Below are 12,518 nucleotides of genomic sequence, written 5' to 3'. Positions count from 1 at the left end.
TAGGATGGGCGCCCATGGCGACAGGAGCGGCTGGCATGAGGCGCACGGCGGGCGACGGATCGGTTCGCGTTCGTTGCGGCGGATCGCCGGTGCCGGACGGGACGGCGTGGTGAGCCCGCGAGGATGGGCGGTGCTGACCCTGGCCGGACTGGGTGTCGCCCTGGTCGTGGCGGCGCTGGTGCTGATCCCGTGGCAGCGCCCGCCGGCCCCCCGGGCCGACCAGCTCGCCGCCCTGCGCGACCTGCCGACCGAGCAGGTGGAGCGGGCCCGGCAGTTCCGGTCCGCGCTGCGTCCCGGCGGATGGGCGGCGCTCGGCGTCGGGCTGCTGGTGGCCCTGGCACTCGGGTTGACCCCGCTGGGCAGCCGCCTGGTCGAGTTGGCCGGGCGGCCCTTCGGCGGGCACTGGATCGCGCAGGCGATCCTCGGTGGTCTGGCCGTGGTGCTGGTCGCCGACCTGGTGACCCTGCCCTTCTCGGCGTGGCGGCACAGCGTGCTCACCCGTTACGGGCTGGCCACCAACGGCTGGGGCGGCTGGGCGGTGGACCTGCTCAAGTCGTACGCGGTGAGCGCCGTCATCGGCGCGGTGGCGCTGCTCGGCTTCTACACCGTCGTGCGACTCGCCCCCCGCTGGTGGTGGGCCTTCGGCGCGGCCGGTGCCGCCACCCTGGTGGCGCTGCTCTCCTTCGTGCTGCCGGTGCTCGTCGAGCCGGTCTTCAACCGGTTCCGCCCGATGGAGCCGTCGCCGCTGCGCAGCCAGCTCATGGAGCTGGCCGAACGGGACGGAGTGCCGGTGCGCGACGTGCTGGTCGCCGACGCCTCCCGGCGCACCCGGGCGGTCAACGCGTACGTCTCCGGGCTGGGGCCGACCCGCCGGGTGGTGGTCTACGACAACCTGCTGCGCGAGGCGACGCCGGCCGAGGTGACCGCGGTGGTGGCGCACGAACTGGGCCACGCCCGGGACCGGGACGTACCGGTCGGCACGCTCACCGGCGCGCTCGGCGCCGCCGCCGCGGTGGTGGCGCTCTACCTGATCGGCTCCTGGCCACCGCTGCTGCGCCTGGCCGGGGTCGACTCGGTGGCGCAACCCCGCGCGTTCCCGCTGTTGCTCGCCCTGGTCACGGTGGCCGGGCTGGTCTTCGCTCCGGTGCAGGCGCTGATGTCGCGGCGGGTCGAGGCCCGCGCCGACGCACACGCGCTGGCGTTGACCGGCGACCCGGCCGCGTTCGAGTCGATGCAGCGGCGACTGTCCGCGGTCAACCTGTCCGACCCCGACCCGCCCCGCTGGGAGTACCTCTACTCGGCCTCCCACCCGTCCACCGTGGAGCGGATCGCCGCTGCCCGCGCGTACGCCCGAAAGGTTGGCCGTTGAGCCGCACGTTGCTGGTGACGAACGATTTTCCGCCCCGGCCGGGCGGCATCCAGTCGTTCGTGCACAACCTCGCGGTGCGCCAGCCGGCCGGTTCGGTGGTGGTGTACGCGTCACGCTGGGCCGGGGCGGACAAGTTCGACGCCGACCAGCCGTTCGAGGTGGTGCGGGAGCGCACCAAGGTGTTGCTGCCCACCCCCCTCGTGGCGCGCCGGGCCGCCCGACTGGCCCGATCGTACGGGTGCGACACGGTCTGGTTCGGCGCGGCGGCTCCGCTCGGACTGCTCGCGGCCGGGCTGCGTCGGCGGGCCGGCATCCGGCGGGTGGTCGCCCTGACCCACGGTCACGAGGTCGGCTGGGCGGCGGTGCCGATGGCCCGGACGGCGCTGCGGCGCATCGCTCGGGACACCGACGTGGTGACCTACCTGGGCGAGTACACCCGCACCCGGCTGGCCCGGGTCGTGGACGGCCTGACCGAACTGCGGCGGCTCGCGCCCGGTGTGGACACCGACGTCTACCACCCGTCCGTCGACGGCGGCGCGGTGCGGCACCGGCTCGGCCTGGCCGACCGGCCGGTGGTGGTCTGCGTGTCGCGGCTGGTGCCCCGCAAGGGCCAGGACATGCTGATCCGGGCGATGCCGCTGATTCGCCGCCGGGTGCCCGACGCCGCGTTGCTGGTGGTCGGCGGTGGACCGTACCGGACCACGCTGGCCCGGCTGGCCCGCCAGTCCGGGATGGAGCGGGACGTGGTCTTCACCGGTTCGGTGCCCTCGGCAGAACTGCCCGCTCACTACGCGGCCGGCGACGTGTACGCCATGCCGTGCCGCACCCGCAACCGGGGCTTGGACGTCGAAGGGCTCGGCATCGTCTACCTGGAGGCGTCGGCGACCGGCCTGCCGGTGGTCGCCGGCAACTCCGGCGGCGCCCCGGACGCGGTGCGCCAGGGCGAGACGGGCTACGTGGTGGACGGTCGGGATCTCGCCGAACTCGCCGACCGGGTGGCCACCCTGCTGGCCGACCGGGACCTGGCCCGGCAGTTCGGCGCCGCCGGGCGGGCCTGGGTGGAGCGGGAGTGGCGCTGGGAGACGCAGGCGCTACGCCTGTCCACACTGCTCGCCGGCTGAGACCGGCCACCGGAGGCTGGCTCAGCGGATGCGGGCGAGGATGTGGTCGGGGGAGGCGGGGCGGCCGAAGTGCCAGCCCTGGCCGGCGTCGCAGCCGATCGCCCGCAGCCGCTCGGCCTGTCCGCCGGTCTCCACCCCCTCGGCGGTCACCGTCAGGTCCAGCGCGTGCGCCAGCGAGACCAGCGAGGCGAGGATCCGTTCGTCGGCGCGGGCCTCCGGAGTACGCAGGCCCCGCACGAACTCACCGGCCACCTTCAACTCGGTCACCGGCAGGTCCCGTAGGTAGGCCAGGTTGCTGTAGCCGGTACCGAAGTCGTCGATGGCGATCCGGATGCCCAGGTCGGCGAGGGCGCGAAGGGCGCGTACCGGCTCCTCGGAGGTGGTCATCATCGTGCTCTCGGTGATCTCCAGTTGGAGCCGGTTCGGCGGCAGGCCGGTACGCCGCAGCAGGGCCCGCACCTCCTGCACCAGACCGGGGCGGCGAACCTGCCGGACCGCCAGGTTGACGCTGACGTACGGGGGCTCACCCGAGGTGGACGTCCAGCCGACCGCCTCGCGACACGCCTCGGCGAGCACCCACCCGCCGAGCGGCACGATCAACCCGGTCTCCTCGGCCAGACCGATGAACTTGTCCGGGCGCAGCACCCCGAGCCGTGGGTGGCGCCACCGGACCAGCGCCTCGACGCCCAGCAGCGAACCGTCGTGCAACGAGGTCAACGGCTGGTAGTCGAGGAAGAACTCACCCCGTTCCAGCCCCGCCGGGATGGCCGCGCACAGCTCCTGGCGGGCCTGCTCCCGGCCGTCGCGCTCCGCGTCGTACAGGGCCCAGCCCGCGCCCCCGGCCGACTTGGCCCAGTGCAGGGTGCTGCCCGCGGCCCGCATCAGGTCGTCCGGCGAGGTCCCGGCGACCCGCCGCTCCACGATGCCCACGCTCGCCGTGACGGTCACGTCATGTCCGTCGACCACCACCGGCTCGGAGAGCGCGGCCAGTGCCGCCTCGGCGACGGCGACCACGTCTCCGGTCCCGGTGGACCGTTCGACGAGAACGACGAAGGCGTCCCCGCCGAGCCGCGCGACCAGGTGCGGCTCGACCGCCCGCCGCAGTCGCCGTGCCGCGGCCACCAGTGCCCGGTCGCCGATCTGGTGCCCGAAGGAGTCGTTGACCCGCTTGAACCGGTCGAGGTCGAGAAAGCACAGCCCGACCCGGCGGCCACTGCCGGCCGACGCGTCGACGGCGGCGGCGAGGCGTTCGGCGAAGAGCGTGCGGTTCGGCAGGTCGGTCAACGGGTCGTGGGTGGCCTGGTGCCGGAAACGGGCCTCGCTGGCCCGTAGCGCCTGCTCCGCCTCGGCGCGGGCGGTCATCGCGGCCCGCCGGATGGACTCCTGCTCGTCGAGGGTCCGGTCCCGCAGCGCTCGGGCGTAGCCGGTGGCGACCGCGCCCAGCAGGCGGGCCATCCGGTCCTCGATGTCGTCGGCGACCAGGTCGAGGTCACGGACCAGTCGAAGCTGGATCACCTCGACGGTCCGGCCGAGCGCCTCGGCGGAGACGATGTGCGCGGCGACCAGCTCGTCGGCGACCTTGTGCCCGACCCGCAGGTCGAGCGGCTCCGCCCGCAGCGCCTCGGCGAGCAGGTCGGTGAGCCGCTGCAGCAGCACCTCGAGCTGGGCGTGGGTCATCGGCAGATAGCTGGTGCCCGATACCGCCTTCGCCCAGGCGCGGGCGAACACGCCGGCGCAGGGCCGGCCGTCCGCGGGCTTACCCACCGAGGCGCCCGACCCCGCCGAGGAACACCGCCTGTTCGGCGTCCTCGGCGCTCTCCGGCGTTTCCGGGCGCCACTGCGGCACCCACACCACGCCGGGCTCGACCAACTCGAAGCCGTCGAAGAACCCGGTCAGCTCGGCCCGGCTGCGTATCCACAGCGGGTTGTCGGTGCGCCGGTAGACCTCCTCGGCCTCGGCCCGCTCGGCCTCGCCCCGGCCGTCGTCGCTGGCCTGCGACAGGACCAGGTAGCTGCCGGGGGCAAGTGCCGCCCGCAGCGTCCGCAGCACCTCGGCCGGCCGGTCGTCGTCGGGAACGAAGTGCAGCACCGCCACCACCAGCACCGCCATCGGCTGGGAGAAGTCGAGCATCGCGCGTATGTCGGGATGGGTCAGGATCCGCTCGGGATGGCGCAGATCCTCCTGGATCACCGCCGTACGGTCGTTGCCGGCCAGGATCTCCCGACTGTGCGCCACGGCGACCGGGTCGACGTCGACGTAGACCACCCGAGAGTCGGGGGCGTGCCGTTGCGCGATCTCGTGCACGTTGCCCACGGTGGGGATGCCGGAACCGATGTCCAGGAACTGCCGGATGCCGGCGTCGGTGAGGAACTGCACGGCCCGGCGCAGGAAAGCGCGGTTGGCCTGCGCCATCAGCGGTGCCTGCGGCACCACCGCCACCATCGCGCGAGCGGTCGCCCGGTCCACGGCGAAGTTGTGTGAGCCGCCGAGATAGTAGTCGTACATGCGGGCGACGCTGGGACGTTCGACGTCGATCGTCTCGGGTGCCCAGTCCGGCCGCTGCAAGTGCCTCACCCCTTCGCCCGCCCTCGGCGGCGACGCCGCCCCGGCGGGTATTCTGCCCCGCTTTCGCGAGGGAGGCCAGAGCCGGTACGGGCGGAGGCCTTCGATGCGAAGATCCGTGCCCCGCCGAGGTGGGACACGGATCTTCGTCGGGTGTCGCGCCGATCAGAACTTCGGCGCGTCCGGTGCCTCGAGCAGACCGAGTCGCAGCGCGGTCATCAGCGCCTGTGCCCGGTTGGCCGCGCCGAGCTTCTCGTAGAGCTTGGAGATGTGGGTCTTGGCGGTCGACTCGCTGACGAACAGCTGCTTGGCGATGCCGGCGACGCTCATGCCGTCGGCGAGCAGCCGCAGCACCTGACCCTCGCGGGGAGACAGCTGCGGGCCGGACGGGGCGAGTCGACGCTTCATCGCCTCGGCCAGGTCGGCGGCGGTGAAGGCGCTGGGGGAGGAGGCGGCGTGCCGGGCGGCGGCGACCACCTCGTCGGCCGGTGCGGTCTTCGGCACGAACGCGCTGGCCCCCGCCTCCAGGGCGCCGAAGAGCTGGTCGTCGCCGGCGTACATGGTGAGCACCACGATGCCCATCGACGCGCTGGACTTGCGCAACGCCCGGGTGGCCTCCAGGCCGCTACCGTCGGGCAGCCGCAGATCCATGATCACCACGTCCGGTTGCAGGGCACCGGCCTGCCGGACGCCCTCCGCCGCCGTGGCCGCCTCGCCGACGACCTCGAACTGCCGGTCGCGCTCGAAGGCGTGCCGCAGGCCCTTGCGGATCAAGTCGTGATCGTCGACAAGGAGGACCTTGGTACGGGTTGCCGGTGTCGGGCTTGTGGTCATCCTCGGCTTACTCCCCTTCTGCTGCGGCGGCGCTACCGCGAACGTTATCGCGCCGGGACGGTGAACCGACCACCACCGCGACGGTCGTCCCGCTCGGCTGTCGCGGCCTGATCTCCAACCGGCCCCGGATACGTTCCGCTCTCTCGGCCATGATCGCAAGACCATAGTGCCCGTCCGAGCGCTGGTCACCTATGCCGTGACCGTCATCCGACACTTCGATCTGCGCGTACGGCGGATCCACCTCGCAGGTGACCCAGAGGTTGGCCGCGCCGGCGTGCTTGCGGGCGTTGGTGACCGCCTCCTGGGCGATGCGCAGCAACTCCGCCTCGGTCGCGGCGGGCAGCCGGGCGGTGGACTCGTCCAGGGACAGGTGCACCCGCAGGCCGCCGGAGGCGCCGACGGTGCGGGCGTACTCGGCGATCGCGGCGGCCAGGCCACCGTGCCGGTCCACCTCGCTGCGCAGCTCGAACAGGCTCAGCCGCAGCTCGGTGATCACCCGGGTCACCTCCTGGCGCAGCAGACGCAGCGACTCGGCGGTCTCCTCGGCGTCGTCGTGCACGGTGGCCAACGCGTTGTCGATGCCGTAGCCCACCATCACCAGTTCCTGGGCCACCCCGTCGTGGATCTCCCGGGCCAGCCGCTGCCGCTCCTCGTTGGTGGCCAGCGAGCGCACCTCGTCGAAGAGCAGGGCGGCCTCCAGGCGCAGCGCGGCCGGGCCGGTCAGCCCGGTCACCTGGGCCACCACCGGTGGCGGGTACGCGTGCGCCGTGTCGGTCTCCAGCACCACCAGACCCACCGTGCGCAACCCGGCCACCAGCGGCACGATCAGCGCCGAGACCTCGCCACCACGGTGTGAGCGGGACTGCGAGCGGGCCGAGGTCTGCGACTGCTGGCTGGCCCAGGCGTCGGCGATGGCCGAGTCGGCGTCGATGGTGGTCTCCCAGTCGACCCGGTCCGCGCCGAGCTGGGCGAGCACCACCAGCCGGCCACCACCGCTGGCGGAGAGCACCGCGCCCCGGTCGGTACGGGCCACCGTGCGCAGCTCCTCCAACAGGTGCTCGGAGATGCCGCCCGGGTCCAGCGTGGCGCCGGGCAGTTGGCGGGCCACCGTACGCAGCTGGGTCAGCAGCCGGGTCGCCTCGGCGTACGGCTGGGGTTTGCTGTCGTGGCGGGCCTGCATCACCCGGTGCAGGGTGCCGGCGGCGTAGAGACCGAGGGCGGCGAGGATCAGCCACTGGGCGCAGACGGCGAGATAGCCGGGCTGACTGAGCTGGCGAACCCCGCCCACCTCGGTGACCGCGCCGGCGACCAGCAGGCTGCCGGCGGTCACGGCGATCAGCGCCGCGCCCTCACGGAACCGGCGACGCAGCGCGGTGACGGTCACCGGTACCGCCAGGTACGGCAGCACCGCGGAGGCACCCAGCCCGCCGATGTGGCCGCCGACGGTGGCCACCGCGGCGACCTGGCTGGCCGCCAGACCGAGCACCACCACCTCCGCCACCCGGCTGAGCGGACCGACGAGCCGGTGCTGGGGGGCCAGCATCGCCGGCAGCCCGGCCAGCGCCAGCAGGACGATCCACCACAGCTGGGTCACGTCGCGGGTGGCGAACAGGGTCAGGACGGCGACCAGCGTGAGTACGACGACGCGGGCCGCCGCGGCGAGCGGGTGCGAGCGGGCCAGGGCGGATGTGGAGGCGGGCACGTGACGGATCGTAGTCAGCCGCGGTAGATGTCGGCGATCTCCGCCGCGTACGTCTTGTGCACGACCTGGCGCTTGACCTTCAGCGACGGGGTCAATTCCCCGGTCGCCTCGGTGAAGTCGCGCGGCAGCACCCGGAAGACCTTGATCGCCTCGGCCTTGGAGACCGACTGGTTGGCCTGGTCCACGGCGGCCTGGATCTCCGCGTGCAGCCCCTCGTGCTCGCGCAGTTGCTCGATCCCGGTGTCCGCCGGCAGCCCGGCCGACTCCAGCCAGCCCGGCAGGGCCTCCTCGTCGATGGTGACCAGCGCGGCGATGAACGGCTGCCGGTCACCCACCACGACACACTGGCTGACCAGGCGGTGCGACCGGACCTGGTCCTCCAGCACGGCCGGGGCGACGTTCTTGCCGCCGGCCGTCACGATGATCTCCTTCTTCCGGCCGGTGATGGTCAGGTAGCCGTCCGCGTCGAGCGAACCCAGGTCACCGGTGCGGAACCAGCCGTCCGAGGTGATCGCCTCGGCGGTGGCCGTGTCGTTGTGCCAGTACCCCTGGAAGACGAGATCACCGGCGACGAGCACCTCGCCGTCGTCGTCGATGCGGATGGTCACCCCGGGCAACGGGCGGCCGACCGTGCCGATCCGGGTGAATCCGGGCAGGTTGGCGGAGGCGGCGGGAGAGGTTTCGGTCAGGCCGTACCCCTCGCAGACGGTCACTCCGATGCCCCGGAAGAAGTGGCCGAGCCGGGCGCCGAGCGGTGCGCCGCCGGAGATCGCGTCGCGGCAGCGCCCGCCGAGCGCGGCCCGTAGTTTGCCGTAGACCAGTCGGTCGAAGAGCGCGTGCTGGGCACGCAGCGCCAGGCCCGGCCCGCCGGGCGTCTCAAGCGCCTCGCTGTACGCGATGGCGACCGCCTCGGCCCGGGCGAAGATCCCGCCCTTGCCGCCGGCCTCGGCCTTCTGCTTGGCGCCGTTGTAGACCTTCTCGAAGACCCGGGGCACCGAGAGCACGAAGGTCGGCTTGACCTCCTGCAACTCGGCGAGCAGGTTCTTGGTGTCCGAGCAGTGCGCCATCGTGGCCCGGGCCTGCACCACGCCGATCTGGATCAGCCGGGCGAAGGCGTGCGCGAGCGGCAGGAACAGCAGGGTCGACGCGTTCGGCCCGAACAGGTTCGGCAGCACCGGGGCGGCGTTGGCGATGTCGGCGTACATGTTGCGGTGGGTCAGCACGCAGCCCTTGGGCCGGCCGGTGGTGCCGCTGGTGTAGATGATCGTCGCCACGTCCGAGGAACGCAGGCCCGCGCGGCGGCGCTCGATCTCGGTCGGCTCCACCTCGGCGCCGGCGGCCATCAGGTCGTCCACCCCACCCAGGTCGATCTGCCACACATGGGACAGGGCGGGCAACTGGTCACGGACGCCGGCCACCAGCGTGGCGTGTGCGGTGGTCTCCACCACCACGGCCACCGCGCCGGAGTCGCCCAGGATCCAGGCGGCCTGCTCGGCGCTGGAGGTTTCGTAGATCGGCACGGTGACCGCACCGGCCGCCCAGATGGCGTAGTCGACGAGCGTCCACTCGTACCGGGTGCGGCTCATCAGCGCGACCCGGTCGCCCGGCCGCACCCCGGCGGCGACCAGCCCGCGGGCGACCGCGGCCACCTCGTCGCCGGAACTGCCGGCGAGTCGTCGTCACGCGCCCGCGGCGTCGCGGCGGACGAACTGCACCGCGTCGGGCGCGGCCTCGGCGTTGTCCCAGACCGGATCGGTGAGGTTGGCCGAATCGCCGACGGTGACGATCGGCGGGACGGTGAACTCGCGCACCTGCACTCCCTCGTGCTCACGGGACCGGGTCGGGGCGCCACCTGCGCGGGTGGCCTCGTCGAAACCTACCCGCCCGGTGGGCCGGGAGCACACCGCAGGTGGGCGGCGCGGCACGCGGGCGGTCACCGGACGGTAGCCTCCCACCATGGCGGACTCTTCCACCCAGTCGATCATCATCGGCGCGTCACCGGACCGGGTGGCCGCGGTCATCTGCGACTTCCCGAGCTACCCCGAGTGGACCGAGGCGGTCCGCGAGGCGGAGGTGATCGAGGAGTACGAGGACGGTTACGCCAGCCAGGTCCGTTTCGTCCTCGACGCCACGGTGATGGCCGACGAGTACGTGCTGGCGTACGCCTACGCGGAGGACCTGTCCCGCGTCGAGTGGCACCTGGTGGCCCCGTCGAAGATGCAGAAGGCGCAGCGGGGCGCGTACGACTTGGAGGCCAACGCCGACGGGAGCACCACCGTGACCTACACCCTGGAGGTGGAGCTCGCGGTCGGGATGCTCGGCATGTTCCGTCGCAAGGCCGAGAAAATGATCATGGACGCCGCGTTGAAGCAGCTCAAGCGCCGGGTAGAAGCATCCGGTGCGGCGCAGTGACGCGTCCGGCGACCCGGTCGCCGCGGTAGAGGAGCCCAGCATGGGTGCGACAGATCCGGGCACGGCCCGGCAAGAGGCGGAGCGGCTGGTCGCCACGCTGCTGGCCACCGTGCGGATGGCCGCCGCCAACCCGGCGGCGGTGCCGTTGGGCCCGCTCGGCGGGATCGTGACCGGTGTCCTCGGTCACAACGACGTCCCGGGCGCCGCGTCCGGTGGCACCGGGGGTGGTTTCGCCACCGGCGCGCCCGAATGCTGCGTCTGCCCGGTGTGTCGGGGCATCGCCGCGTTGCGCGATCCGAGCCCCGAATTCGCCGAACGACTGGCCACCGGTGCCGGGGATCTGGCCGCTGGCCTGGCCAGTTTCCTGCGCGCCTTCGGCTCGGCCGGTTCGACCGCCGAACCGGCGTCCGGCTCCGCCGCCGAGGACACCGCCACCGCCGCCGCCGACCCGTACGGCGACCACGTGTGGCGCGAGGCCACCCGGACCGGGCATGATTCTCAGCCGGCACCGGAGCGGGACGTCTGGTCCGCCGCGACCCGGGTGGAGGACGTCGCCGTCCCGACCGCCGTGCCCGTCGACGCCGCCGGGCCGGTCGCACCGGCCGGACGCCGGACGTCGACCGAGCGTCGCGTGGTGCCCGCCTCCCGGGTACCCGACGGCGAACCCGCACCGGGTGACGAGCCCGCACCGGACGGCCGTACCGTGCCCGGGGGGCGGCAGGACGCACCAGGCGACGGGGCCTGACCACGGACGACCCGCACCACCGGCGAGGGCAGGTGTGCGCGGGTGGCACAGCAGAGGGGAGTGGCAGCGGTGACGCTGACCATCGGAGTCGACGTCGGTGGCACCAAGGTGGCCGGCGGTGTCGTCGACGACACCGGCACGGTCCTCGTGCAGGCCCGACGGGACACCCCCGCCGACGACGTCGGCAAGACCCGCGACGTCATCATCGAGCTGGTCGCCGAACTGGCCGCTGGCCACGACATCCAGGCGGTCGGCATCGGCGCGGCCGGTTGGATCGACTCCAGCCGTTCCACCGTGCTCTTCGCCCCGAACCTGGCCTGGCGCGACGAGCCGCTGCGGGCGTACGTGAGCGCGGCGGTCGGGCTGCCGGTCATCGTCGAGAACGACGGCAACGTGGCGGCCTGGGCGGAGTTCCGCTACGGCGCCGCCCGCCACGCCGACGACTCGATGGTCATGTTCACCATCGGCACCGGCGTGGGCGGCGGCATCGTGCTCGGCGGTGATCTGGTCCGGGGTGCCCACGGCATCGCCGCCGAACTGGGCCACATGCTCACCGTTCCCGACGGCCACCAGTGCGGGTGCGGCCGGCTCGGCTGCATCGAGCAGTACGCCAGCGGCAGCGCCCTGGTCCGGTTCGCCCGGGCCGCCGCCCGGCAGGAGCCACACCGGGCCGCCGCCCTGCTGCAGCTGGCCGACGGGGAGGCCGAGGCGATCACCGGCCCGATGGTCACCGCCGCCGCCAAGGGCGGCGACCCCGTCTCGGCCGAGGCGTTCGCGCAGGTCGGCCGCTGGCTCGGCACCAGCCTGGCGGACATGGCGCAGATCCTCGACCCGCAGATCCTGGTCGTCGGCGGTGGCGTCATCGACGCCGGTGACCTGTTGATGGGCCCCACCCGTCGCTCGTTCACCGAAGCACTGGCGCAACGCAGCCGGCTGCCGGTGGCCGAGATCCGGCCAGCCGAGCTCGGCAACTCCGCCGGCGTCATCGGCGCCGCCGACCTGGCCCGCCGGATCTAGCGGTGTCCTCGACACCGCACCCGGTGACCGAGCACGGGGTGCCGCTGCGCGTGCTGTCGTACAACGTCCACGGCCAGCGCGACGACACCGCCGCGCTGGCCGCGGTGGTGCGCGGGGCGGCGCCGGACGTGGTCATCGTCCAGGAGGGACCGCGCCGGTTCCGGTGGCGGGAGAAGTCGGCCGCGCTGGCCGAGTCGTTCGGTCTGGTGGTCGCCGCCGGCGGGTTGCCGTCGCTGGGCAACCTGCTGTTGACCAGCCTCCGGGTACGCGTGACCGACACCCGCTGCCGGCGCTTCCCGCTCACCCCCGGCCGGCACCTGCGCGGCGCCGCGTACGCCGACTGTCGGGTGGGCACCTCGGCCCGGTTCACGGTGGCCGGGTCGCACCTGTCCACCGACCCGGCGGAGCGTCCCGGCCAGGCCGAGTTGTTCAAGCGGGACCTGGTCGCCGCACCTCATCCGGTGATCGCCGCCGCCGATCTCAACGAGGAGCCGGGCGGGCCGGCGTGGCGCGCCGTCGCCGACGGGTTGACCGACGCGGCGGTGGCGGCCGACCGGGCCGACCGGCTCACCTACTCGTGCGCGGATCCGCGCCGGCGCATCGACGCGCTGTTCGTCGACGCGCGGATCACCGTGGTCGACTACGACGTGGTGGACACCCCGCTGACCCGGCGGGCCAGCGACCACTTCCCGGTCCTGGTCGACCTGCTGCTGCCCGCCACCGCCTGACATCGGCCGTTCGCCGGGCTGGACATC

Annotated in this window: 10 protein-coding genes and 1 pseudogene; 6 read left to right on the top strand and 5 right to left on the bottom strand. The window is 73.4% G+C overall.

The annotated features are described in order from the left end of the window. Positions 1–109 precede the first annotated feature (109 nt). The gene (locus tag ENC19_RS23410) at positions 110–1,369 is read left to right on the top strand and encodes a M48 family metallopeptidase (RefSeq protein ID WP_164449233.1); all 1,260 of its coding nucleotides are present in this window, start codon (positions 110–112) and stop codon (positions 1,367–1,369) included. Further along, positions 1,366–2,490 (top strand): glycosyltransferase family 4 protein, encoded by a 1,125-nt coding sequence (locus tag ENC19_RS23405; protein WP_164449232.1) that lies wholly within the window; start codon positions 1,366–1,368, stop codon positions 2,488–2,490. Before ENC19_RS23410 ends, ENC19_RS23405 begins: the two co-directional genes overlap by 4 nt. 21 nt (positions 2,491–2,511) lie before the next feature. On the opposite strand, the gene ENC19_RS23400 is transcribed toward ENC19_RS23405, so the two are convergent. The 5 genes and pseudogenes from ENC19_RS23400 to ENC19_RS23380 all read right to left on the bottom strand — a co-directional run bounded on the left by ENC19_RS23400 (position 2,512) and on the right by ENC19_RS23380 (position 9,400). Then, on the bottom strand, positions 2,512–4,167 hold the full coding sequence (locus ENC19_RS23400) for a putative bifunctional diguanylate cyclase/phosphodiesterase (protein WP_164449357.1): 1,656 nt from the start codon (positions 4,165–4,167) through the stop codon (positions 2,512–2,514). A gap of 79 nt (positions 4,168–4,246) precedes the next feature. Beyond that, the gene (locus tag ENC19_RS23395; protein WP_164449358.1) at positions 4,247–5,056 is read right to left on the bottom strand and encodes an SAM-dependent methyltransferase; all 810 of its coding nucleotides are present in this window, start codon (positions 5,054–5,056) and stop codon (positions 4,247–4,249) included. 162 nt (positions 5,057–5,218) lie between these two features. Further along, positions 5,219–5,887 carry a response regulator transcription factor gene (locus ENC19_RS23390; protein ID WP_007072219.1) on the bottom strand — a complete coding sequence of 223 codons (669 nt, stop codon included), beginning with the start codon at positions 5,885–5,887 and terminating at the stop codon, positions 5,219–5,221. A 7-nt stretch (positions 5,888–5,894) separates the two neighbouring features. Then, a complete protein-coding gene (locus ENC19_RS23385) occupies positions 5,895–7,589 on the bottom strand; it encodes a GAF domain-containing sensor histidine kinase (protein WP_164449231.1) in 1,695 nt (564 codons plus the stop codon). Positions 7,590–7,603: 14 nt separating this feature from the next. Then, a pseudogene (locus ENC19_RS23380) lies at positions 7,604–9,400 on the bottom strand (AMP-dependent synthetase/ligase). A 145-nt stretch (positions 9,401–9,545) separates the two neighbouring features. On the opposite strand from ENC19_RS23380, the gene ENC19_RS23375 reads away from it, so the two are divergent. The 4 genes from ENC19_RS23375 (at position 9,546) to ENC19_RS23360 (ending at position 12,491) form a co-directional block, all read left to right on the top strand. After that, positions 9,546–10,001: an SRPBCC family protein gene (locus ENC19_RS23375; protein ID WP_164449230.1), complete on the top strand. Its 456-nt coding sequence runs from the start codon at positions 9,546–9,548 to the stop codon at positions 9,999–10,001. 40 nt (positions 10,002–10,041) lie between these two features. Further along, positions 10,042–10,746 (top strand): hypothetical protein, encoded by a 705-nt coding sequence (locus tag ENC19_RS23370; RefSeq protein ID WP_235945047.1) that lies wholly within the window; start codon positions 10,042–10,044, stop codon positions 10,744–10,746. 69 nt (positions 10,747–10,815) lie between these two features. Then, positions 10,816–11,763, top strand: coding sequence for an ROK family glucokinase (locus ENC19_RS23365; protein WP_164449356.1), 948 nt, complete (start codon positions 10,816–10,818; stop codon positions 11,761–11,763). A gap of 2 nt (positions 11,764–11,765) precedes the next feature. Further along, on the top strand, positions 11,766–12,491 hold the full coding sequence (locus tag ENC19_RS23360; RefSeq protein WP_373688947.1) for an endonuclease/exonuclease/phosphatase family protein: 726 nt from the start codon (positions 11,766–11,768) through the stop codon (positions 12,489–12,491). The last annotated feature ends 27 nt before the right edge of the window (positions 12,492–12,518 follow it).

It is taken from the genome of Verrucosispora sioxanthis (assembly GCF_010560025.1).
In the GTDB taxonomy this organism is placed as follows: domain Bacteria; phylum Actinomycetota; class Actinomycetes; order Mycobacteriales; family Micromonosporaceae; genus Micromonospora; species Micromonospora palythoicola.
This window is presented reverse-complemented; position numbering and strand designations above follow the sequence as displayed.

Excerpts from the sequence above, each read along its gene's own strand:
- ENC19_RS23400 (WP_164449357.1), bottom strand. The coding sequence starts at position 4,167 with ATGACCCACGCCCAGCTCGAGGTGCTGCTGCAGCGGCTCACCGACCTG.
- ENC19_RS23390 (WP_007072219.1), bottom strand. The coding sequence starts at position 5,887 with ATGACCACAAGCCCGACACCGGCAACCCGTACCAAGGTCCTCCTTGTC.
- ENC19_RS23370 (WP_235945047.1), top strand. The coding sequence starts at position 10,042 with ATGGGTGCGACAGATCCGGGCACGGCCCGGCAAGAGGCGGAGCGGCTG.
- ENC19_RS23375 (WP_164449230.1), top strand. The coding sequence starts at position 9,546 with ATGGCGGACTCTTCCACCCAGTCGATCATCATCGGCGCGTCACCGGAC.